The sequence below is a fragment of the Microbacterium gorillae genome (assembly GCF_000826185.2).
Lineage (GTDB): Bacteria > Actinomycetota > Actinomycetes > Actinomycetales > Microbacteriaceae > Microbacterium > Microbacterium gorillae.
In genome coordinates this window covers 109668-130133 of sequence record NZ_LN648871.1, presented here as the reverse complement: position 1 = coordinate 130133, position 20466 = coordinate 109668, and the positions used below count along the sequence as shown (strand labels likewise).

The 20466-nt window shown below is 69.9% G+C and carries 25 protein-coding genes; 9 read left to right on the top strand and 16 right to left on the bottom strand.

Going from position 1 to position 20466, the window contains the following annotated elements; translation table 11 throughout:
• Window positions 1-66 precede the first annotated feature (66 nt).
• Window positions 67-708 (top strand): class I SAM-dependent methyltransferase, encoded by a 642-nt coding sequence (locus tag BN1193_RS01660; RefSeq protein ID WP_040163530.1) that lies wholly within the window; start codon window positions 67-69, stop codon window positions 706-708.
• Window positions 709-711: 3 nt separating this feature from the next.
• On the opposite strand, the gene BN1193_RS01655 is transcribed toward BN1193_RS01660, so the two are convergent.
• Complete coding sequence (locus BN1193_RS01655) at window positions 712-1875, bottom strand: hypothetical protein (RefSeq protein ID WP_040163528.1); 1164 nt, start codon at window positions 1873-1875, stop codon at window positions 712-714.
• Window positions 1876-1950: 75 nt separating this feature from the next.
• Here BN1193_RS01655 and BN1193_RS01650 point away from each other — a divergent pair, with 75 nt between their 5' ends.
• Window positions 1951-2739: a class I SAM-dependent methyltransferase gene (locus BN1193_RS01650; protein WP_040163526.1), complete on the top strand. Its 789-nt coding sequence runs from the start codon at window positions 1951-1953 to the stop codon at window positions 2737-2739.
• Between the two features lie 132 nt (window positions 2740-2871).
• On the opposite strand, the gene BN1193_RS01645 is transcribed toward BN1193_RS01650, so the two are convergent.
• Both BN1193_RS01645 and dapF read right to left on the bottom strand, forming a co-directional pair.
• Complete coding sequence (locus tag BN1193_RS01645) at window positions 2872-3378, bottom strand: hypothetical protein (RefSeq protein WP_040163524.1); 507 nt, start codon at window positions 3376-3378, stop codon at window positions 2872-2874.
• Complete coding sequence (gene dapF / locus BN1193_RS01640) at window positions 3378-4256, bottom strand: diaminopimelate epimerase (RefSeq protein ID WP_040163522.1); 879 nt, start codon at window positions 4254-4256, stop codon at window positions 3378-3380. Before dapF ends, BN1193_RS01645 begins: the two co-directional genes overlap by 1 nt.
• Before the next feature lie 51 nt (window positions 4257-4307).
• On the opposite strand from dapF, the gene BN1193_RS01635 reads away from it, so the two are divergent.
• Window positions 4308-5105, top strand: a complete 798-nt coding sequence (locus BN1193_RS01635; protein WP_230206376.1) for an alpha/beta fold hydrolase — start codon at window positions 4308-4310, stop codon at window positions 5103-5105.
• Between the two features lie 19 nt (window positions 5106-5124).
• On the opposite strand, the gene BN1193_RS01630 is transcribed toward BN1193_RS01635, so the two are convergent.
• A complete protein-coding gene (locus tag BN1193_RS01630; protein ID WP_040163518.1) occupies window positions 5125-5829 on the bottom strand; it encodes an SGNH/GDSL hydrolase family protein in 705 nt (234 codons plus the stop codon).
• A gap of 86 nt (window positions 5830-5915) precedes the next feature.
• On the opposite strand from BN1193_RS01630, the gene BN1193_RS01625 reads away from it, so the two are divergent.
• On the top strand, window positions 5916-6287 hold the full coding sequence (locus tag BN1193_RS01625; RefSeq protein WP_040163516.1) for a DoxX family protein: 372 nt from the start codon (window positions 5916-5918) through the stop codon (window positions 6285-6287).
• On the top strand, window positions 6284-6946 hold the full coding sequence (locus BN1193_RS01620; protein WP_052460326.1) for a TetR/AcrR family transcriptional regulator: 663 nt from the start codon (window positions 6284-6286) through the stop codon (window positions 6944-6946). The genes BN1193_RS01625 and BN1193_RS01620 overlap by 4 nt, the downstream gene beginning before the upstream one ends.
• A 139-nt stretch (window positions 6947-7085) precedes the next feature.
• Here BN1193_RS01620 and BN1193_RS01615 read toward each other — a convergent pair whose 3' ends face one another.
• Together BN1193_RS01615 and BN1193_RS01610 are read right to left on the bottom strand one after the other, a co-directional pair.
• Window positions 7086-7511 carry a GNAT family acetyltransferase gene (locus BN1193_RS01615; RefSeq protein ID WP_040163513.1) on the bottom strand — a complete coding sequence of 142 codons (426 nt, stop codon included), beginning with the start codon at window positions 7509-7511 and terminating at the stop codon, window positions 7086-7088.
• An 18-nt stretch (window positions 7512-7529) separates the two neighbouring features.
• Window positions 7530-8078, bottom strand: a complete 549-nt coding sequence (locus tag BN1193_RS01610) for a CGNR zinc finger domain-containing protein (RefSeq protein ID WP_040163511.1) — start codon at window positions 8076-8078, stop codon at window positions 7530-7532.
• 91 nt (window positions 8079-8169) lie between these two features.
• On the opposite strand from BN1193_RS01610, the gene BN1193_RS01605 reads away from it, so the two are divergent.
• Window positions 8170-8583, top strand: coding sequence for an Ohr family peroxiredoxin (locus BN1193_RS01605; RefSeq protein ID WP_040163508.1), 414 nt, complete (start codon window positions 8170-8172; stop codon window positions 8581-8583).
• Between the two features lie 130 nt (window positions 8584-8713).
• Here the strand turns inward: BN1193_RS01605 and BN1193_RS01600 are convergent, their stop codons facing one another.
• Window positions 8714-9076: a MerR family transcriptional regulator gene (locus BN1193_RS01600; RefSeq protein ID WP_040163505.1), complete on the bottom strand. Its 363-nt coding sequence runs from the start codon at window positions 9074-9076 to the stop codon at window positions 8714-8716.
• 76 nt (window positions 9077-9152) lie between these two features.
• Here BN1193_RS01600 and BN1193_RS01595 point away from each other — a divergent pair, with 76 nt between their 5' ends.
• Window positions 9153-9947: an alpha/beta fold hydrolase gene (locus tag BN1193_RS01595; protein WP_040163502.1), complete on the top strand. Its 795-nt coding sequence runs from the start codon at window positions 9153-9155 to the stop codon at window positions 9945-9947.
• A 74-nt stretch (window positions 9948-10021) separates the two neighbouring features.
• Here BN1193_RS01595 and miaA read toward each other — a convergent pair whose 3' ends face one another.
• Both miaA and miaB read right to left on the bottom strand, forming a co-directional pair.
• A complete protein-coding gene (miaA, locus tag BN1193_RS01590; protein WP_052460325.1) occupies window positions 10022-10927 on the bottom strand; it encodes a tRNA (adenosine(37)-N6)-dimethylallyltransferase MiaA in 906 nt (301 codons plus the stop codon).
• Window positions 10924-12477, bottom strand: coding sequence for a tRNA (N6-isopentenyl adenosine(37)-C2)-methylthiotransferase MiaB (gene miaB / locus BN1193_RS01585; RefSeq protein ID WP_040163499.1), 1554 nt, complete (start codon window positions 12475-12477; stop codon window positions 10924-10926). The genes miaA and miaB overlap by 4 nt, the downstream gene beginning before the upstream one ends.
• 124 nt (window positions 12478-12601) lie before the next feature.
• Between miaB and BN1193_RS01580 the strand changes: the two genes are divergently transcribed.
• Complete coding sequence (locus BN1193_RS01580) at window positions 12602-13087, top strand: hypothetical protein (RefSeq protein WP_040163496.1); 486 nt, start codon at window positions 12602-12604, stop codon at window positions 13085-13087.
• A 64-nt stretch (window positions 13088-13151) separates the two neighbouring features.
• Here the strand turns inward: BN1193_RS01580 and BN1193_RS01575 are convergent, their stop codons facing one another.
• The 5 genes from BN1193_RS01575 to BN1193_RS17780 all read right to left on the bottom strand — a co-directional run bounded on the left by BN1193_RS01575 (window position 13152) and on the right by BN1193_RS17780 (window position 18150).
• A complete protein-coding gene (locus BN1193_RS01575; protein WP_230206375.1) occupies window positions 13152-13775 on the bottom strand; it encodes an NADPH-dependent F420 reductase in 624 nt (207 codons plus the stop codon).
• 11 nt (window positions 13776-13786) lie between these two features.
• Window positions 13787-14854, bottom strand: coding sequence for an LLM class flavin-dependent oxidoreductase (locus BN1193_RS01570; RefSeq protein WP_040163489.1), 1068 nt, complete (start codon window positions 14852-14854; stop codon window positions 13787-13789).
• A gap of 202 nt (window positions 14855-15056) precedes the next feature.
• Window positions 15057-16205 (bottom strand): regulatory protein RecX, encoded by a 1149-nt coding sequence (locus tag BN1193_RS01565; RefSeq protein WP_052460324.1) that lies wholly within the window; start codon window positions 16203-16205, stop codon window positions 15057-15059.
• 28 nt (window positions 16206-16233) lie between these two features.
• Window positions 16234-17325, bottom strand: coding sequence for a recombinase RecA (gene recA, locus BN1193_RS01560; protein ID WP_040163486.1), 1092 nt, complete (start codon window positions 17323-17325; stop codon window positions 16234-16236).
• Between the two features lie 237 nt (window positions 17326-17562).
• Window positions 17563-18150: a winged helix-turn-helix domain-containing protein gene (locus BN1193_RS17780; RefSeq protein WP_040163483.1), complete on the bottom strand. Its 588-nt coding sequence runs from the start codon at window positions 18148-18150 to the stop codon at window positions 17563-17565.
• A 90-nt stretch (window positions 18151-18240) separates the two neighbouring features.
• On the opposite strand from BN1193_RS17780, the gene BN1193_RS01555 reads away from it, so the two are divergent.
• Window positions 18241-19560, top strand: coding sequence for an MFS transporter (locus tag BN1193_RS01555; RefSeq protein WP_052460323.1), 1320 nt, complete (start codon window positions 18241-18243; stop codon window positions 19558-19560).
• A gap of 323 nt (window positions 19561-19883) precedes the next feature.
• Here BN1193_RS01555 and BN1193_RS01550 read toward each other — a convergent pair whose 3' ends face one another.
• Together BN1193_RS01550 and BN1193_RS01545 are read right to left on the bottom strand one after the other, a co-directional pair.
• Entirely contained in the window at window positions 19884-20108 is a 225-nt protein-coding gene (locus tag BN1193_RS01550) for a DUF3046 domain-containing protein (protein ID WP_040163480.1), read from the bottom strand.
• A 1-nt stretch (window position 20109) separates the two neighbouring features.
• Complete coding sequence (locus BN1193_RS01545; protein WP_040163478.1) at window positions 20110-20418, bottom strand: helix-turn-helix domain-containing protein; 309 nt, start codon at window positions 20416-20418, stop codon at window positions 20110-20112.
• Window positions 20419-20466 lie beyond the last annotated feature (48 nt).

Genomic DNA, 20466 nt, shown 5'->3' with positions numbered 1-20466 from the left:
AAGCCGCGCTCGGGGAAGTTAACCCTATCCCTCGCCGGACTGTTCCCTGCGGTAGTCTGGCTGGTCATGACCGGTGACCACTACTTCAGCGAGACACCGTCGAGCGAAGCCAAGCCCCGACGCATCTCCGTCACCCTCGCCGGACGCTCCGTGGAACTCACCACGGCCGCCGGAACCTTCTCCCCCGGACACCTCGACGTCGGCACATCCGTGCTGCTCTCGCACACGCCCCCGCCACCGCCCGGCGGAGACTTCCTGGACCTCGGGTGCGGTTGGGGTCCGGTCGCGCTCACCATGGCGATGCTCTCCCCGCACGCCCGTGTGTGGGCGGTGGACGTCAACGAGCGCTCGCTCGAACTGACCCGTCAGAACGCCGCGGAACTCGGGCTCGAGAACATCACCGCGGTCACCCCGGATGAGGTTCCGGACGATGTGTCATTCCGCACGATCTGGTCCAATCCCCCGATCCGGGTCGGGAAGAACGAACTGCACGGCCTGCTCGAGCGCTGGATCCCGCGCCTGGACGAGCGCAGCGACGCGTGGCTCGTGGTCGCGCGGCAGCTCGGGTCGGACTCCCTGCAGCGCTGGATGGCGGCCGAATTCCACGACGGTTTCAGCATCCATCGGGCGGCGACCAGCAAGGGCTTCCGCGTCCTGAAGGTCCGCCACCACGGCACCCCGCGCACGGACAGCATCGAGACGGTCTGAGGTTCAGTCCGCGCGCAGGGCGAGGCTCGCGGTTCCGTCTTCCCCGAGCAGCAGGTGCAGGTTCAGTCCCTGCACCCACGCGGTGTCGAAGATGGTCCGACCCGTGCTCGCGTCCACGAAGACGGTGCCGGAGCCGCCCTCGAGCACGAGCTCGGTCTCGGGTCCACCCACGCAGCCGAACAGTGCGATGTTCGCGGACGACGGAACGACGTCGCTGTGCGCGAAGACCCCGCAGTGCGAGCCGTCGGACATCGTCGCTTCCCACACGATGGCGTTGCCGATGATCCCGGCGAGCTGAGCGGAGACCGAGCCGGAGTCCCCGGACAGGCCCGCCACGGCGCGCGCGAGGGTCGCCGGTGTGGTGTCGGTGCCCTTCGCCGCGGTCGCGTCCGGCGCGGGCATGATCGTCCCGCCGGCGTCTTCCAGGCTTGACGTCAACGCGTTCTCCACCTGCAGGCGGCCGTTGAGCCAGGACGCATGGACCTCGAATTCCGCGACGAATGACGTGACCCCGCCGTTGGCGACGAGCGTTCCGAGACTGCCGAGAACGACAGCGGAGTCCGCGGTGATTCCGCACGTCACCTGCACCATCGCCGGATCGATCGCGACCGACCGCGCCGGGTCCGCGTCATCGGGTACGACGAGCGCGCACGTCGAGGACGCGGCCGGTGCCGACCACACCTCGCCGATGGGTGTCGAAGCGACCCACTCGAGCTTGTCCGGGTCGGCGTTCGCGGTCGCGGCGGCGGCAGCCACGGCCGTGCGCATGGCGGCCAACCGGTCGGCGAGCGCGGAGACCCCTGCCTCGGTCGGCGCGGCCCCCCGGGGAGCGGCGACCCAGCCGCCGACGAAGGCGAGCACGGCGACGGCTGCGATGGCGGCCGCGATGACCGGGCCGGTCCGTCGACGTCGCGGTCCGGCCTCGTCCGGGAGGGCGGCCGCCACGGCGACGGGCGATGCACCGCCGTTCGTCGGAGCCGACGCCGCGTCGGCCGCGGGCGGTGGGGCATCCGCGCGGGCTGCCGGACGGGCGAGCGCTGACGGGCGCGATCCGCGTTCCAGCTCGGCCATCCGCCCGGACTCGGCGTCCGTCAACGGCGTCGCGGTCGCGCCGAACGCGAGGCGCCTCAGCTCGCGCAGCTCTGCGCGTTCCTCATCCGTCAGCATGGGCCCATCCTGCCCCACGCGGACTCCCCATCGTGTTTCGTTGCCTTGCCGCGAAGGGTCCGGCAGGGTGGTCGGATGAGCACGAACGACCTCGACGCCCGGATCCAGCGGTACTACCGCGAACAGTTCGACGAGGACGCGCGCCTGACTTCTCGTTCCGCGCAGGGGCCGCTGGAGTTCGATCGAACGCAGGCGCTGCTGCGGGACCGGATTCCGGACGGAGCGAGCGTGGTCGACATCGGCGGCGGCACCGGACGGCACGCGGCGGCCCTCCAGCGCCGCCAGTGCGTCGTGGAGCTGCTGGATCCGATCCCTGGACACGTGGACGCTGCGCGCGGGCTCGGCATTCCGGCCCGGGTCGGGGATGCGCGGGATCTTCCGTTCCCGGACGGCGCCTTCGACGCCGCCCTCCTGCTCGGTCCGCTCTACCATCTCGACGCCGCGGGGCGTCAGGCGGCGCTGTCCGAGGCGGTCCGGGTGACGCGTCCCGGCGGTCTGATCGCGGCGGTCGGGCTCTCTCGGTTGGTCTCGTTCCAGGCGGTCTCGGCCGAACGCGACGCGTCTGCGCCGTTCCCGGCGGCGTGGACCGAGCTCCTCGCGAGCGGAACCCCGTCACCGACCCTCCGCTTCCCGGCCGGGCACTTCCACACGGCAGAGGAACTCGCGAGCGAGCTCAGCGCAGCCGGAGTGACTCAGGTCGTGGTGCACGGCGTCGAGGGTCCGGCCGGGCTGTTCCTGGAGGGCATCGCCACGGCTGACGCGGAGCTCGTCGCGGCAGCGCGCGTGATCGCCGACGCCGCCTCATCGACCCCGGCCATTCGCGACCAGAGCGCCCACCTCCTCGCCGTCGGCACGGTGGGCTGACGCCACCGGGTCACCGTCCGGACGTGCGTCGAGAGGACCCCGCGAGCGTCGTCCCGACACAGGGAAGGTGTCGACATCCACCCGAGCATTGCGCGATGGGACGCTGCTCCGCGACCCGCGGCGGTTCGCACGTCAGAACTCGCAGACACCTGCCGGGCAGCGGGAGCGGAGCAGGGCGCGGGCGGCGGCGATAGACGCTTCCGGGGCGGCGTCGGGATCGTCCCACAGCGCTGCGAAGGAGGCCAGCTGCGACGGCGCGGACCAGTCGGCGTCCTCCAGCACGTCGCCGAGGAACACCTCCGCCGCCATCGCACCGGTGGCACGGACGCGTCCGCCGACGTAGCGCCGCGCATGTCCGGCCGCACAGGCGACCGGGTCCGGGGCGTCGGTGCCGACAACGGCCGCCGTGTACGCCTCGATCTCACTGATGAGGTCATCGCCGGTGACGCCCGCAAGCGCGATCACGTGGTCATCCGCGTGACCGGAGAGCAGGGCCTCCATCGCGATGTGCACCAGCTCGGCCGCATCGCGACGCTCGTGCGCTCGCCAGACCGCAGCGGCGTCCGCGATGGCCGTGCGTGCGCAGGCATCGCAGCGTCGCAGCTCGTGCGCGTCCTCGACGACGGGCTCGTCGGACATCAGGCGACCACGATGGAGCCGGCGTACACCAGTTCCGCGGGACCGGACAGTGCGACGTGCTCGCCCTCTTCGGTCGGGAAGGCTCGCACCGCGAGCGTTCCCCCGGGAACGTGGACGCGCCAGTGCGCGGGGGCGGAGGGTCCGGCCCAGTGACGCACCGCGAGCGCCGCGGCCGCGGTGCCGGTGCCGCAGCTCAGGGTCTCCCCCACGCCGCGCTCGTACACGCGCATGCGGATCTCGCCGATGCCGTCGGTGACCAGCGGGTCCGACGGGACGACGAACTCCACGTTCGCGCCGCCCGGCAGGGCCGGGTCCAGCACCGGCGCAGTGGTGAGGTCGAGCGCCTCCAGTTCGGCGACGGAGCTCAGCGCGACGACGACGTGCGGATTACCGACGTCGATGCCGAGCGAGGGACGTGCCACCTCGAGTCCGCGGGCGCGCACCAGCACGTCGTCGCCGGACAACCGCCAGCGGCCGAGGTCCACCTGGAAGCCGTTCGTCGAGCGGGCGATGTCCTTGACCCCTGCCCGGGTGCCGATCGGCAGCGTGGACCCGGCCGGGATCTCGGCGAGGCCGTTCTCGAGCAGATAGCGCGCGAACACGCGCGTGCCGTTGCCGCACATCTCGGCGATGGATCCGTCCGCGTTGCGGTAATCCATGAACCACTCCGCGTCCGGCTCCTCCGCGAGGATCTCCGCGCCCGCCGGGATCGCGGATGAGCGGACGACGCGCAGCAGCCCGTCCGCACCGATTCCGAACCGGCGATCGCAGAGCGCCGCGACCTGCGCGGCGGTGAGTTCGAGCTCACCCTCCGGGTCGGCGACGATCACGAAGTCGTTACCGGTCCCGTGACCTTTGGTGAACGCGATGGAGGGCATGGAGTCATCCTATTCGCGCCGTCGGGGCACCTCTTCCGTAGGGTGGGTGCCATGGAGAGCACGATGGCACGACCCGGCGCCCGCATCGCACTCACCGACCTCCCCGGTGACGGTCATCCCGTGGTCCTCACCCACGGTGCGGGGATGGACCGCAGCGCGTTCACCGACATCGCGCGTGACCTCAACGACGCCGGACACCGCGTCCTGCTGTGGGATCTGCGCGGCCACGCGCAGTCGGCGCTGGAACCCGGCGCCCGTTTCAGCGCGCTCGGGGCGCTGGACGATCTGGACGCCCTCATCGTGGACCGTGGCCTGGAGCGTCCGGTTCTCGTCGGACACTCCCTCGGCGGCAACCTGTCGCAGGCGCTCGTGCGACGGCATCCGAAACGCGCACGGGGGCTCGTCGTGATCGGATCGACGTCGAACACCGGGCCGCTGACCGCCTTCGAGCGCTTCGCCCTGCGCCGGCTGAGCGGTCCGGCGCTGGCACTGATCCCGGCGTCGCGACTGCCGGGCATGCTCGCTCGCGCCTCGGCGACGACGACGGACGCGATCACCCGCCTCACCGCCCTGTTCGACCGCATGCCGAAGCACACGTTCCTGGACGTCTGGCACGGCACGGCTGACCTCGTCGAGCCGGACCCGACCTATCGCACTCCCGTGCCACTCACGCTCATCCGCGGCGAGAAGGACGACACCGGAAACATCGCCGCCGCGATGACCGCCTGGGCCGAGCGCGACGACGCCGCCGTGCACGTGATCCCCGGTGCCGGACACGTCGTGATGTGGGATGCCCCCGCTGCCACGTCCACCGCCGTACGCGCAGCCGTCGCCGCCATGACAGCGTGACCCGGGAGCCACGTCCCCTTCACGCTGCGCTGCGCCACTGCTCGGCCAGGTCGGCCGCGACGACGTCCGCCCACCGCTGATACCCGGTCGGTGACGGATGGAAGCCGTCGCGGGCGAAGAAGTCCGCGTCCACGACCACCCGGTCGCGCGTCCCACTCCACCGGACCCGGGGCCGGTGCGCACAGACCGTCCGTGCAGCCCCTTCGAGCGCTCGGCCGCGTTCATCCAGGAAGGACCGCAGCGGCCGCGGCAGCGAGGAGAAGGCGTCGAAGGGTGGAATGCCGCTCACGATCACCGCACCGGCCCCGGCCGCCAACTCCTCGACGACCGCGGTGAGGTCGCCCTCCCACTGCGCGGTCGGCGTGCCTCCCAGAATGTCGTTGACCCCGACCAGAAGCACGACGATGTCCCGGACCTCAGGCGCCTCCGGCACGAGCCGGTATCGCACCCGACCGATCGTCGCGCCGGGCCGGCCGAGAACGGTCCACGCGACGGAACCCGAGATGCGCCGCTGCAGGGCGCGGGCGAATGATCCGGCGAAGGCCCGCTCATGAGTGACAGCGCCGCACCCGGCCGCGGTCGAGTCGCCGATGACGAGAACACGGAGCGGCGCCGCCGCGGATCCCTCGATCCCGCTCGTCGGGCCGGTCGCGGCCGGCAGGACCTCTCGTCGCCGCACCCACCAGCCCTGGACGGCGATGAGCGGAAGCAGAAGACGATTCATGATGCCCTTCCCTCTTCGACGTGTTGCATGCACACCGAATGCGACCTACCTTATAAGTAAGCACTTACTTTCGAAAGGGCATTGTGATGAACACCGTGTTGTGGATCGTCCAGTCGTTGCTCGCGGTCGTGTTCCTGGCGTCCGGCGTGGTGAAGTCGATCGCCGGGAAGGAGCGGCTGATCGCCACCGGGCAGACGGGCGTCGCGCCGTACCCGATCGGCTTCATCCGCGTCATCGCCGCGTGCGAGATCGTCGGGGCGCTCGGTCTGATCGTCCCCCTGGCGACGGGCATCGCTCCCCTGCTGACACCGCTGGCGGCGGTCGGGCTCGCGATCATCATGATCGGCGCGGCGTTCTCGCACCTCTCCCTCGGTGAGTGGAAGCAGGCGCTGACCGTCAACCTGATCCTCTTCCTGCTCTGCCTGTTCGTGGCGTTGGGCCGTATTCTCGGCTGGTGACCATCTCGACTCGCGACGACGATCCTGTCGCCCCCGCCGGATCGGCCGCTCGCCGCCGCGTCCTCGCAGCCGGCATGACCCTGTTCGGCACCCGGGGGTACAACGCGACGAGCGTGGCGCAGATCGAGGAAGCGGCCGGCCTCCGCCCGGGCTCGGGCGGGCTGTACCGGCATTTCGCATCCAAGCGGCAGCTGCTCGAGGACGGAATCCGCGAGCAGCTGGCATCGCAGGGTGAGCTGCTCGACGCCATCGGCGATCCCGCACTCTTCGCTGCGCTCCCGCTGACGGACCGCCTCGCCGCCGTCGCCGGCGCGGCGCTGGACCGGCTGGCATCGGAACGGGACCTGAACCGCATAATCCTACGGGACCTGGACCGGTTCCCAGATCTCCTCGACCTCGTCCGCGCGCACGAGATGGCGCGGATCCAGGCCCTCTTCGCCCGATGGCTTCCGGCTCAGACGGAGCGACCTCCGGAGCTGGACTGGGATGCGGTGGCCGCCATGCTCATCGGGAGCATCTCGCATTTCTGGCTTCTGCAGGACATCTTCGGGACCCATCCGTCCGGTCTCGACGCCGAACGATATCTCCGCGGTGTCGCCGAGACGACGGCTCGTATCCTCGACATGGCAGCACCGCCCTCCGCCGAGATCACCCCGTAGTCGGCGGCGATCGCCGTGGAGCCCCCTGGCGCACGACGAGCCCCGGGATTACGGTCTGGTCATGCCTCCGCCATCCCGCGGGACCATCGCGCTCGGCGCCGGCGCGCTGATCGTCTTCGCCGCGGGCCCCCCACGGATGTCAGGCGTCGGGAATGAGGCGCTTACCCATCACGCGCACCTCATCGGTGCCGTAGCCGAGGGCGTTGTAGAAGCCGATCACGGCGTCGTTGTCGGAGCGGACCATGAGCATGATCTTCGGGCACCCGGCGGCTTCCAGGGCGTGCTCGGCCGCCGCCACCAGAGCCCGCCCGATCCCCGTCCCGCGCTGCGCGTCCGAGGTCGCGAGGTAGCTCATCCATCCGCGGTGACCGTCCCACCCGGCCATCACGGTCCCGGCGACGGCGTCATCGACGGTCGCGACGAGGAAGAACTCGGGCTGCTCGGTGAGCTTGCGCTCGATGTCCCGGTACGGATCATTCCACGGGCGCGTGAGCCCGGCCTCGCGCCACAGCGTCACCACGGCCTCGGTGTCGTCGATGCGGAACGGGCGGATCACGGCACTCATCGCCCCATCATTCCAGAGTCAGAACGAATCCTGGCGGTGGCGGGCCCGGTACGCCGCGGCCTTCACACGGTTACCGCAGGTCTGCATCGAGCACCACTCCCGACGATGGCCGCGCGACCGATCCAGGTAGATCTGCGTGCACTCCGGGCGGGAGCACTGCCGCAGCAGCGCGGCTTCGGACCCCCCGACGATCTCGATCGCCTCGCGGGCGAGGGTCGCCAGGCACGCGTTCGGATCGCCGGTCAGGTCGATGCCGTCCGCACGCAGAGCGGGGGCGATCGACCCGCTTGCGGCCACGGCGTTCACATGGTCCATCGCTGCGGCGGGCAACCGCTCCCCCGCGAGTCGATGCCACAGCAGCGTGTAGACCGCCTCGCGGAGTTCGATCGCGGATGCGAGGTCTGCGCTCGAGCTGTCCGCGCCCGCCGTCCGCAACCCGGACTGCGCGAACCAGTCGTCGAGGGCCTCCGGATCAAGCAGCGCCTCGTTCGGCTCGGCGATGTCGCGAGCGCGCAGCGTGCCTGCGAAATCGAGAGCGCGCGTCCCGCAGGGAAACTGATGAATCACGTAACCATCTTGACAGGTGACGGCGGATGAGGCAATCTCGTAACCAGTTGAACAGGTGACGATTTTCGTCGCCCTGACGAAAGGACTTTTCATGACTCAGTCATTCCTCTCCATCGCCACCTCCACCGGTGACGGGCGCAACGGCCACGTCGCCAGCGCCGACGGCACCGTGGACCTCGACCTCAGCCTGCCCGGCACGGGCGGCACGGGCAGCAACCCGGAGGACCTGTTCGCCGCCGGCTGGGCGGCCTGCTTCCACTCCGCCATGAAACTCGCGGCGCGCGGTGCGGGTGCCAAGCTGACCGATTCGGCCGTCGTCGCCGAGGTGACGCTGACCATCGACCCGACCGAGGGCCCGACGTTGAGCGCGGCTCTGCACGCAGAGCTCGGCGGCGTGGACCAGGCGACCGCGGACGCCATCGTGGCCACCGCGCACCAGAACTGCCCCTACTCCAAGGCCACGCGCGGCAACATCGCGGTCACGGTGGACGCCACCGTCATGTGAGCCGAGCGGGCGCCCGCTCAACGACCGCAACGGACGGATCACCACCGAGCGACCGTCTGAACCGGTCGATGAGCGAGGCGCCTGCGCCGACTCGAATCACGACTCTCGCCTGACGGCGCGTGTCCGGTGATCAGTCCGCGCGCAGCTGGTCGAGGTAGACGCGGAGCGCATCCCGACGCGCGGCCATGCACTCGACGCATCGGCACATGCGTTCATACTCGGTCTCGACAGCGGTCACCGTCTCCGCGGTGACATGCTCGGGATAGATCCCTCCGGCATCGGTCAGCACGTCCAGCAACTGCCGCACCAGGGTGGCCGGCATACCCGAGGCCAGCAACGCCTGGATCTGCCGGGCGCGCGGCAACTGCTCCGGCGAGTAGATGCGGTATCCGTTCGTGTCCCGAGATGCGGGCGCGAGGAGGTCCGTGTCCTCGTAGTGCCGCAGCATCCGCGGTGTCGTCCCGGCCTCTGACGCGAATTCCCCGATCAGCATGCGACTCATTCTCCTGGCAACGACACGGCGCGGCAATTTGACCTTCCCACTAGTGAGAAGCGGGGATCGTCATGGCATGAGCTTCGAACTGCACCGTGTCGAGCACGGCACGGGAAAACCGGCGATCTTCATCCACGGGTTCACCGTGGACCACCATCTGCTCCTTCCGTTGGAGTCTGCGTTCGCTGACCGTCACGGCTGGCGGCGCATCTACCTGGACCTGCCCGGTCATGGCCGGACCCCCGCTGGGTGTCCGGCGACGGCCGATGCCGTCGCTGACGCCGTCTCCGACACGATCGCTGAGGTGCTGGGCGATGACGTCCCGTTCGCGGTCTGCGGGAACTCGTTCGGCGGACAGATCGCCCGCGAGATGGTTGCCCGCTACCGTGATCGTGTTCTGGGACTCGCGCTGATCGCCCCCCTCGTACAACCCCGTTCGCGCCGGCGACGAGGCGTTCGTCGGACTTTCCCTTCCGACGCCCCCGCGGTGGATCTGACGAACGAGGACCGCGAACGGGTCGCTGAATTCACCGACACTGCCGTCGAACACACCGCGGTGGCGTGGGCGAACTTCACTCGATACGTCGCACCGGGCCTGAGCGCCCACGACCGGGGATTCGCGACTCGCCTCCTTGAGAAGTTCGATCTGGCGGTCGCCCCGGAGGACCGATTCACAACGTTTGACCGCCCCGGGCTGATGGTCACCGGCCGTCAGGATGACGGCGTCGGATACGAGGACCAGTTCGACCTTCTCAGCTCTTATCCACGCATGACGTACGTCGCACTCGACCGCGCCGGCCACAACGTGCACCTCGACCAACCCGAGATCACTCGTGCGCTCGTCGGCGAATGGCTCGACAAGATGGCATGACACGGGTTCATCGTGCTGCCGCCGCTGCGGCTGCGAAGGAGTTCCCGCGGGCCGGCGGCCGACCACGCTGCGGGTCAGAGGACGTCGGCGGGACGGAACTCGCGCGGATCCAGCCACTGGGCGTCGCGATAGCGGCGGAACCACGAGACCTGGCGGCGCGCGTAGCGGCGGGTCAGGGCCTGCGTCTCCGCGATCGCTTCGCTCTCGGACTGCGTCCCGGCCAGCTGCGCCAGGGCCTGCGCGTAGCCGATCGCGCGTGCGGCGGTCACCCCGAGGCCGGCGCCGTCTCGCAGGGTTCGCGCCTCGTCCACGAGACCGTCGGACCACATGACCTCCACCCGCGCGTCCAGGCGCTGCACGAGTTCGGGGCGCGGAACATCCAGCGCGAACACCCGCTGCGGCGCCCAAACCGCGGGCTCCTCCGGCAGCGCGGCGCCGTGCGTCGCACCGCCGCTCTCCACGATCTCCAGCGCCCGGACGACGCGTCGACCGTTGCGCGCGTCGATCCGCTCCGCCGCGACGGGGTCGGCGGCGCGCAGACGTTCGAACAGCGGGCCGGGGCCGTCCGACTCGAGCTCGGCCTCGAGCCGGGCGCGCAGTGCCTCATCGCGCGCCGGAAAGCGGAAGTCGAACAGCACACTGGACACGTACAGGCCGGAACCACCGACGAGCACGGCGTCCCGACCACGCTCGTGGACCGCTGTGACGGCCGCACGGGCGGCCTCCTGGTACCAGGCGACGGCCGCGTCCTCGGTCGGATCGAGCACGTCGATCAGGTGGTGCGGGATGCCGCGACGATCGGCGACGGGCAGCTTCGCGGTGCCGATGTCCATGCCGCGGTAGAGCTGCATCGCGTCTGCGCCGACGATCTCCGCGTCGCGGCCGCGGTCCCTCAACGCCTCGACGAGGTCGAGCGCGAACTCGCTCTTGCCGGTGCCGGTGGCGCCGACGACGGCGTACAGCAACGGGTCGGAGCTCACGCCCCCGGGCGCATTCCGGGCAGGCCGAGCCCGATCACGCGCTTACCGTCCTCGGACACGTTCGATGGAGCCGGCACGCCGCAGGACTCCGCCTGCGCCCGGTCCCAGGCATCCCCGGCGCGGGTCCGACGAAGGCGGAACGGCGCCCCCTCCGGCTCGTCCGCGATCAGGTAGTGCGGGGCGGCGCGGCTGACGGTGAGCGTCACGATGTCACCGGGCCGCGGCACCTCCGCTCCCTCGGGGAGCGTGAAGTGCACGAGGCGGTTGTCCTCGGCCCGGCCGGACCGACGGCGGGTGGTGGAGTCCTTCTTGCCCTCGCCGGTGGAGACGAGCACGGCGACATCCGTTCCGACGAGCTTGGCGTTCTCCTCCAGGCTGATGCGCTCCTGCAGGGCGAGCAACCGGTCGTAGCGGTCCTGCACCACGGCCTTGGGAACCTGGTCCGCCATCGTCGCGGCGGGCGTACCCTCGCGAATCGAGTACTGGAACGTGAAGGCGGACGAGAAGCGCGCCTGCTCGACGACCCGCAGGGTCTCGGCGAAGTCCTCCTCGGTCTCCCCGGGGAAGCCCACGATGATGTCGGTCGTGATCGACGCGTTCGGGATCTTCGCGCGCACCCGGTCCAGGATGCCGAGGAACTTCTCCGAGCGGTACGAGCGGCGCATGGCGCGCAGGATCCGATCCGATCCGGACTGCAGCGGCATGTGCAGCTGCGGCATCACGGACGGGGTCTCGGCCATGGCGTCGATCACGTCATCGGTGAAGGCGGCCGGGTGAGGGCTCGTGAAGCGGATGCGCTCCAGCCCCTCGATCTCACCGGCCGCGCGCAGCAGCTTGCCGAAGGCCTGGCGGTCACCGAATTCCACACCGTAGGAGTTCACGTTCTGCCCGAGCAGCGTGACCTCGATCGCACCGTCGTCGACGATGAGCTTGATCTCGTTCAGGATGTCGCCGGGGCGACGATCCTTCTCCTTGCCGCGCAGGCTCGGGACGATGCAGAACGTGCAGGTGTTGTTGCAGCCGACCGAAATGGACACCCACCCCGCGTAGGAGCTGTCTCGTTTGGTCGGCAGAGTGGACGGGAAGACCTCGAGCGACTCGAGGATCTCCACCTCGGCATCGTGGTTGTGCGCCGCACGCTCCAGTAGGCCCGGGAGCGAGCCCATGTTGTGCGTGCCGAAGACGACGTCCACGTAGGGGGCCTTGTCGACCACGGCCTGCTTGTCCATCTGCGCGAGGCAGCCACCGACGGCGATCTGCATGCCGTCCTTGCGCTTCTTCAGCGAGGCGAGGTGACCCAGGGTGCCATAGAGCTTGCCGGCGGCGTTGTCACGCACGGCGCAGGTGTTGATCACGACGACGTCCGCCTCGGCACCGAGGTCCGCCCTGATGTAACCGGCGGCCTCCAGCGAGCCGGACAGCCGCTCAGAGTCGTGCACGTTCATCTGGCACCCGAGGGTACGGACCTCATACGTGCGCGCGGAGCCGTCCGGACGCGTCGCCGCGGGCGAGGCCGGGATGATCGTCGGGGCGTTGGATGGCGAAGTCATGATGGCCCCATTCTACGTTCGGTCCTGATGAGAGTCCGCTCCCGGGAACGAGGCGCTTCGGGAGCGCGGCGATGCGAATCCGCGCACCCCGGCCGATGTCGGTGGTGGGATCTAATGTCACGCCATGGTGTATGCGAGCAAGAGTGTCCGGTTCGACGGCGTCGTGCGCATCGATGATCGCGACATGAAGGTGTACCTCGTCGCGCGCGAGCCCGACCTGGTGTCACGCGACGTGGTGGAAGCGGGAATCGCGGCGGCACGGGGAAGCCTTCCCGCTCCGTCGGAAGACAATCCCGCCGCGGGGTGGCTGATCATCCACCAGTCCGGCACCTCGGCATACGTCATGGCGTACTGCTGGACATGGGGGAACGTGGTCGAGTTGCACGCATTCGCCGCCGGGCAGCCCATGCTCGACACCCCGGATGACGATCCGACCCACTTCGTCGCCGTCACCCGCCCCTGGATCGGCTGCGTGTGGGAGCTCGCGACGCTCGAGCACGAGCGCATCGCGTGGATCCGGCACGTCCACGGGCGTGATGACCCCGACCTTGCCGGTTATCTGAGCGACGTGCGGCCGGATGGCCCCACCGAGCCGGTCGGATCCCTCTGATCGCAGCCGTCCAGCCACCGGTCGGGCGCCGCCGGGCGGGTCGGCAACCGGTCTCGGTGGTCCCTCAGGAGCGCGCGGGCACCGCGGCGCGGGCTCTGATGTCGTCCGCGGACGCCACCCGCCCGAACAGCTCACCGCCGGGCTCCATCGGAGCGCTGTCCGCGATCGTACCGAGCCGGACCGGCTCGAAACCTGCCGCGTCCACGATCTCGCCGGCACGCGCGAGGTCGTCGGCGCCGCCGGCGATCGCCATGCCGACCCGCGCCGGGTCCCCCGGCGGTCGCGCGCCGTGATCGAGGTCGTGATAGCCGAGGTGGTTGAACGCCTTCACCACGCGAGACCCACTGAGGAGGTCCGCCACGTACTGCGTCGAGCGCACCTCGTGCGCGAGGTCCTCGAAGCGCCCGTCCACGCTCTCCCAGTGGTTCGTCGCGTCGAGCACGAGCTTTCCGGCGAGGAGGGCCGCATCCAGGTCCCGGATACGGGACAGCGGCAGCGCCAGGATGACGACCTCCGCCTCCCCCACCGCGTCCGCGAACGCCTGGGCGCGCGCTCCGGGAGCGATCACGTCCAGGATGAAGCCCGTGGCACCCGGACCGGAGGCAGAGGTGACACGAACGTCATACCCCGCCGCCAGCAGGAGCCGGGCGATCGTGGTGCCGAGCTTTCCGGCACCCACGATCGCCACGATCGAACCCATCAGGCCGCGACCGAGGTACGGTCGGCCGCCACCGCCGCGCGAACGCGCGGGAAGACCTCTTCGCCGAGCAGGGTGAGCGTGCGCTCCTTCTGCTCCCGCGTGAGCAGCGACCCGTCGTAACTGAGGATGAGCCGGTCCAGCCCCAGGGCGGACACCGTCTCCGTGATCCGCCGGGTGACCGTGTCGACGGACCCGACGAGCTCCAGTCCGTGATCGACCGACTGTTCGAAGGACTCCCGCGACGGCGGCGCCCACCCACGCTCGGCCCCGATGCGGGTGTTGCGTTCGAGATGGCTCGGCCACAGCTCGTCGCGGGCCTGCGCGTCGGTGTCGGCGATGTGGACGCGGGTGGAGAGCCCGATCCGCCCGGCCGACGTACCGAACTGCTCCGATGCGCGCCGGAACAGCTCGAAGTACTGCTGCAGCCGCGGCACATCCATCCCCAGCCCCGCCATCATCAGATCGAATTCGTGATGAGCGACCCGGACGACAGACTGCGGGTTGCCCCCGACGCCGACCCAGGTCGCGAGCCCTCCGGCCGTGTCGCTGCGCGGGAACACGCGCTGAGCGTCCAGCGGCGGACGCGTCGTGCCGGACCAGCTCGTCTCGGCCTCGGCGCGAAGCTGAGCCCACAGCTCGAGCTTCTCCGCGAAGAGACGGTCGTAGTCGGCCAGCTCGAAGCCGAACAGCGGGAAGCTCTCCGTGAACGAGCCGCGCCCGAGGATCACTTCAGCACGCCCCGCGGACAGGCCGTCCAGCGTCGCGAACCGCTCATACAGGCGAACCGGATCGTCGGTGGAGAGCACGGACACGGAGGACGTGAGGTGGATGTCCTCCGTCACCGCGGCGATCGCGGCCAGAACCACATCCGGTGCGGAGACCGGAAAGTCGGGCCGGTGATGCTCACCTACGCCGAACACATCCATGCCGAGGTGGTCAGCCAGCCGCGCGTGATCGACGATCTCGCGCAGGACCTCCCCATCGCTCGTGTGCTCGTGGTCCGGAAGCACACGGACGTCACCGAACGTCTGCACCCCCAGCTCCAGGGTCTGACCGTTTTCGTTCACTGCTCTCCCGTACGTTCTGCGGCCCGAGTGGGCCTGTACGGTACAACGCGAATCTCCCGCCCTTATTCCTGAAATTGAGTCTTCTGGACTCAACTTCAGAGACGGCGGCGGCACCACGCTCGCCGCACTACGGAGCCGGTTCGCCGGCGCCGGTTCGGGTCGCAAGGAACCCCTCTGCGCCGCACGGGGGCGCGCGGCAGCATCAGCGGAAACGCACGCCTGAGCGGGGGTTCTCCCCCAGCGCCGTCTTCGCCGCCGTCATCGCGACGTTGCCCGGAAACCCTCGTCGGCCCAGCTGCCCGACAAGGCGACGCAGAGCGACGTCCGGATCGAGCTTCGCCATCGCGGGCGCCTTCGAACGGGCGAAATCGAGCGCCCGGTCGGCGTCATCGTCGGGCAGATCCGCCAGCGCGGCCTCCACGGTCTCCCGGTCGATTCCGCGCGCCTGGAGCGTCTGCGCGATCGCCCGGCGGCCCTGGTTCTTGCGAGAGATCGACTGGTAGACGAGCTGTTCGGCCAGCACGGCGTCATCCAGATAGCCGAGGCTCGCGAAATGTTCGACGATCTCGTCCACGACCTCGCGATCCACATCCGTGCCGCGCAGATGGGCCCGCGCCTCGGAGACGGACAGTCCCTTGCCGCGCAGCTTCTTCAGCAGCGCGGCCTCACCCCGCTCCCGCTGCTCAGCGGCACTCTCCGGCGCTTCCGCCACCGTTTCCGTGAAGGCCACCACCGCGCGCAGCCGGGGAGCGGTGTCAGCGCGCCGCTCCGAGCCGCGGACGGGGGCACCCTCATCCGCGCCCGCTGCACTGCTCCGCCCCTCCGCACGCCACGGGAGGACAACCGGGTCGGCCGACCGCGGGCCACCGTCCGCGAGCAGGTCCGAGGCTCGCATCAAGCGGGGTCGGTCCCGCTCGACATCGTCTTCGGGCGCGCGAGGCGCATCGTCTCCGGGCGTGCGAGGCGCATCGTCTTCGGACGCCCGAAGCGCATCGAATCGCCCGGTCGCCGCCGCGGTCGCACGGGCACCGGCGCGCTCACGCGGAGCGGGCCGCTCAGGCCGCGCCTCGGGTGCGTCATCCGTCGCGGCATCGGGATCCACCCACCAGCCGTCGTCATCGAACCCGTCCGCACGAGCGGACCCGGGGCCCCTCGACGAGGTCTCCCCGGCACGCGGTCGAGCTCCGCCGGCCTCGCCCACCGGGTGACGCTCGCCGGCGCCGCGCGCCGGGAGGCGTGGCGAATCCTCCTTCGAGGGTTCGGCCGTATTCGCCGTCGCACGTCGGCGCGTGAACAGATCAGTGACGGGCGCGAGGTGCTCCTCGCGCCCGTCACTCGTGTCGCCGGTCATCAGCGGATCACGTTCCGATCGTGTGGGATCAGGCCGACTTGCGTGCCGGCTTGAGGCCCGTGGGCTTGATGTCCGCCGCCGCGACCTCGGCCGGCGCCTCCGCCGCAGCCTCCGCGTCCTTCTTCGCGCCGATGCCCAGCTTGGTGAGGATCTTCGTCTCGATGTCGGCCGCGATGTCGGCGTTCTTGATGAGGAAGTTCCGGGCGTTCTCCTTGCCCTGACCGAGCTGCTCACCGTCGTACGTGTACCAGGCACCGGACTTCTTCACGATGCCCTGGTCGACGCCGTAGTCGATCAGGCTGCCCTCGCGGGAGATGCCCACGCCGTACAGGATGTCGAACTCGGCCTGCTTGAACGGCGGCGCCATCTTGTTCTTGACGACCTTGACGCGCGTGCGGTTACCGACCGCCTCGGTTCCGTCCTTGAGGGTCTCGATGCGACGGATGTCCAGGCGCACCGAGGCGTAGAACTTCAGCGCCTTACCACCGGCGGTGGTCTCCGGCGAGCCGAAGAACACACCGATCTTCTCTCGCAGCTGGTTGATGAAGATGGCGGTGGTCTTGGTCTGGTTCAGGCCACCGGTGAGCTTGCGCAGCGCCTGCGACATCAGACGGGCCTGCAGGCCGACGTGCGAGTCACCCATCTCACCCTCGATCTCGGCCTTCGGCACCAGGGCCGCGACGGAGTCGATGACGACGAGGTCGATGGCCCCGGAGCGCACCAGCATGTCGGCGATCTCGAGCGCCTGCTCACCCGTGTCCGGCTGGGAAACCAGGAGCTGGTCGATGTCGACGCCGAGCTTCTTGGCGTACTCCGGGTCGAGTGCGTGCTCCGCGTCGATGAACGCGGCGATGCCACCGTTGCGCTGCGCGTTGGCGATCGCGTGCAGGGTGAGCGTGGTCTTACCCGAGGACTCCGGGCCGTAGATCTCGATGATGCGGCCACGGGGCAACCCGCCGATGCCGAGAGCCACGTCCAGTGCGATGGAACCGGTCGGGATGATCTCGACGGGTGCGCGCTCGTCGCTGCCGAGGCGCATGACCGCGCCCTTGCCGAACTGACGGTCGATCTGGGCGAGGGCCGCGTCGAGGGACTTCTCGCGGTCGTTTGCTGATGGCATGTCGGGCTCCTTCTGCTCGCGTTCGTTGGGCCTGTAGGCTGTCGTGCTCCGCCCGCTCGGGGAGCGGATGCTGCGACAAGGCGTGGTGTTCGCTGACCTTGTTCACGCTACGAGGGGGCTCCGACATCGCTGCCGGAGTTCCTGCGACCGTGGCGAAGAGTCGAACGAACGACCTTGTGGAGGAGCCTACGCCGATCTCGAACGGAATTTCGAATGCGGGGCGCTCGGCGTGTCGCGTCAGATGGTCTCGTCGCCGGCGATGAACGAGTACTGGAAGAAGTGCACACCCTCGGCGGCGCCACCGTCGTCGTGCTTGTCCGCGAACTCCGAGACCACACCCTGGATGCGCTCCCACATCTCAACGAACTCGGCTCGCGTGAGATTGACCCCGCCGCCGGCCGCGATGCCACGCACCTCCGGGTCCTCGCCGGAGACGAACCGGGGACCCCAGGCCATCACGCGCTGGGTCAGCTCGAGGACGTCCGCCTGGAACCCTGCCAGCGCCATCGCACCGGCGGCCTCATCCACCATCGGGTGCTCCGGGCTGCCGATGTTCGTCGCACCCCGGACCGCTCGCCACACGCGATCTCGCCGATCGCGCGCCAACTCGGGCGCATCCTCGACCCACCCGACATCCGCCAGAACGCGCAAGTGGAAGCTGATCTGGTTCGCCGGCTTCCCGATCGCCTCCGCGAGGTCTGCGGCACGCGACGGACCGAGGCGCGCGAGCTCGCGCAACAGGCGCCGACGCAGCGGATGCGAATAGGCCTTGAGCATCGCCGTCGTCATGAACGACGCCTCATCCTGCCCCGGCCGCTGCGTCATGTTCCGAGCTTATCGAGGCCGCGGAACTTTCGCACCAAAAATTGCGCACGTATAGTTGCGCAAGTTTGCCTGCGGATCTACGCTTCCCCCATGGACACCCAGAACGCCGCGTCGGACACCCCCGACGCACCCGTCATCGCTCCCCTGCACCGGACGCCCTACCCGTTCTGGCTCGCGAGCAACACGGCGACGACCACGTCGATGGCTCTCCTCGGTTTCGCGGTGCCTCTGCTCGCCCTCATGATCACGAACGACCCGGTCAAGGCGGGCGTGATCGCCGCCGTCACCGTCATCGCGCGTCTTGTCGCCACGCTGGTCGGCGGCGTCCTCGCCGACCGTCACTCCCGCGGGCGCATCATGATCATCGGCGGCATCGTGAGCACGGTCTTCTCCGCCGCGTTCACCGCGCTGGCGGTCACCGGCTCGCTGACCTTCACGACACTGCTGGTCACGAGCGTCGTGATGGGATTCTCGTCCACGGTGTTCGATATGGCGTCCGAACCGATGCTCAAGGACATCCTCCCGTCCGCTCTGGTCGGCCGTGCGAAGGCCGCGAACCAGGGCCGCGATGCCGCCCTCAGCCTCGGCGCGGGACCGTTCGGCGGCCTGCTGCTCGGTGTCGGCGGGTGGCTGGTCGGATTGGCCATGACCGTCATCGACGCGGTCGCGCTGGTGTCCTCCGCGCTCCTCGTCCGTCGCGCGCGCCGGTTGGACGCGCCGGCGCCGCCCGCCGAAGCGGAGGCGCCGGGCCGACGCGGTGGGGGTTCGGCCTTCCGCGAGGTCGGGGCGGCGTTCCGCTGGCTGTGGCGCCGGACGGACCTGATGAACATCACCGTCATCGTCACGCTCATCAATCTCGGCCTCGGTGTGATCATCACCACGACGATCTACGCCCTCCAGCAGCACGGCGCGACACCCGCCGTCATCGGGCTCGTGTCCGCGGGATCCGGTGTCGGCGTCCTGGTCGGGGCGATCGGTGCCGGGTGGGCGGTGCGCCACATCCCGACCGGAACCATCGCGGTCGCCGGCCTGAGCCTGGTCGTGGTCGGCACCGCCGTCCTGACCGTCGTCTCGGACCCCTGGGGCGTCGCGATCGTCCTCGCCTGCACGTGCGTGGTGGTCCCGCCCGTGAACGCGAGCCTCGGTGGCTACACCATGGTCGCCACGCCGTCGGCGATGCTCGGGCGCGTGAACTCCGCCACCGCGGTCCTCGGCGGCATCGTCGCACCGCTGGCCCCCCTCGTGGCGGGCGTGGGACTGGCGACCATCGGTCGTACCCCGACGATCCTGATCGGCTGCGTCTTCACGATCGCCTCCGTCATCCTCATGCTGTCCACGAAGCCCACGCGCACCATTCCGGTGGACACCGGGTGGGAGGCGCACGCGGCGGCGTTCGACCGCGCGGCCTGAGGCCGGATCGGGGCGTGAACACGGGCCCACCACAGGGCGCGAGGCCGCGATCGCGCGGTGCACAACGCAAGGACGACGGCCCCGCATCGGAGGATGCGGGGCCGTCGAAACGTCTCAGTGGCGGGTGGTCTCGGGGGGGGCCCCACCCCAGCGACGACTCTCCCGGACTTCGGTCTCCGCGCACAGCGCGCGCCAGAACTGCCTGGGCGGGGGAACCCGGGGCGTGAACACGGGCCCACCACAGGGCGCGAGGCCGCGATCGCGCGGTGCACAACGCAAGGACGACGGCCCCGCATCGGAGGATGCGGGGCCGTCGAAACGTCTCAGTGGCGGGTGATCTCGGGGCGAGCCACACCGTAGCGACGACTCTCCGGAACTTCGGTCTCGGCGCACAGCGCGAGCCAGATCTGCTTGGGCGGGATACCCGCCTCCAGCGCGGCGACGGCGGTGAGGCCGTCGGCACCGACCAGATGAAGGTCCTGGATCAGAGTCTCACCACGCGCGCCGAACTCGTCCGAGACGGCGCGCAGGAATTCACTGCGGCGCACGTCAGCGCAACGAGAGTTCGGGCTCCAGGGACGCGACCAGCTCGTCCGGCACCATGTCCGGCACGGTGGAGATGCCCTCGAGCACAGCGATGCGATCGCCGACCTCACGCATGATCATCGAGATCGGAACATCGAGCGCGTCAGCGAGCGAGGCGAGGATCTCACTGGAGGCTTCCTTCTGGCCACGCTCGACCTCGCTGAGGTAACCCAGCGCAACACTCGCGCGGGAAGCGACCTGGCGCAGGGTCTGGCCCTGCTGCTGACGGAGGTCGCGAAGAACGTCGCCGATCTCCTGGCGAACAAGAATCATTTCGGGCCTCCCTCTCTGTCCGGTTCCACTCAACCCTCGGGTGGATAA

Excerpts from the sequence above, each read along its gene's own strand:
- BN1193_RS01600 (WP_040163505.1), bottom strand. The coding sequence starts at position 9,076 with ATGCTGATCGGGGAATTCGCGTCAGAGGCCGGGACGACACCGCGGATG.
- recA (WP_040163486.1), bottom strand. The coding sequence starts at position 17,325 with ATGCCATCAGCAAACGACCGCGAGAAGTCCCTCGACGCGGCCCTCGCC.
- BN1193_RS17780 (WP_040163483.1), bottom strand. The coding sequence starts at position 18,150 with ATGACGCAGCGGCCGGGGCAGGATGAGGCGTCGTTCATGACGACGGCG.
- BN1193_RS01595 (WP_040163502.1), top strand. The coding sequence starts at position 9,153 with ATGAGCTTCGAACTGCACCGTGTCGAGCACGGCACGGGAAAACCGGCG.
- BN1193_RS01565 (WP_052460324.1), bottom strand. The coding sequence starts at position 16,205 with ATGACCGGCGACACGAGTGACGGGCGCGAGGAGCACCTCGCGCCCGTC.
- dapF (WP_040163522.1), bottom strand. The coding sequence starts at position 4,256 with ATGCCCTCCATCGCGTTCACCAAAGGTCACGGGACCGGTAACGACTTC.
- BN1193_RS01555 (WP_052460323.1), top strand. The coding sequence starts at position 18,241 with ATGGACACCCAGAACGCCGCGTCGGACACCCCCGACGCACCCGTCATC.
- BN1193_RS01660 (WP_040163530.1), top strand. The coding sequence starts at position 67 with ATGACCGGTGACCACTACTTCAGCGAGACACCGTCGAGCGAAGCCAAG.
- BN1193_RS01645 (WP_040163524.1), bottom strand. The coding sequence starts at position 3,378 with ATGTCCGACGAGCCCGTCGTCGAGGACGCGCACGAGCTGCGACGCTGC.
- BN1193_RS01650 (WP_040163526.1), top strand. The coding sequence starts at position 1,951 with ATGAGCACGAACGACCTCGACGCCCGGATCCAGCGGTACTACCGCGAA.
- BN1193_RS01605 (WP_040163508.1), top strand. The coding sequence starts at position 8,170 with ATGACTCAGTCATTCCTCTCCATCGCCACCTCCACCGGTGACGGGCGC.
- BN1193_RS01545 (WP_040163478.1), bottom strand. The coding sequence starts at position 20,418 with ATGATTCTTGTTCGCCAGGAGATCGGCGACGTTCTTCGCGACCTCCGT.
- BN1193_RS01630 (WP_040163518.1), bottom strand. The coding sequence starts at position 5,829 with ATGAATCGTCTTCTGCTTCCGCTCATCGCCGTCCAGGGCTGGTGGGTG.
- BN1193_RS01625 (WP_040163516.1), top strand. The coding sequence starts at position 5,916 with ATGAACACCGTGTTGTGGATCGTCCAGTCGTTGCTCGCGGTCGTGTTC.
- miaB (WP_040163499.1), bottom strand. The coding sequence starts at position 12,477 with ATGACTTCGCCATCCAACGCCCCGACGATCATCCCGGCCTCGCCCGCG.
- BN1193_RS01655 (WP_040163528.1), bottom strand. The coding sequence starts at position 1,875 with ATGCTGACGGATGAGGAACGCGCAGAGCTGCGCGAGCTGAGGCGCCTC.
- BN1193_RS01580 (WP_040163496.1), top strand. The coding sequence starts at position 12,602 with ATGGTGTATGCGAGCAAGAGTGTCCGGTTCGACGGCGTCGTGCGCATC.
- BN1193_RS01635 (WP_230206376.1), top strand. The coding sequence starts at position 4,308 with ATGGAGAGCACGATGGCACGACCCGGCGCCCGCATCGCACTCACCGAC.
- BN1193_RS01615 (WP_040163513.1), bottom strand. The coding sequence starts at position 7,511 with ATGAGTGCCGTGATCCGCCCGTTCCGCATCGACGACACCGAGGCCGTG.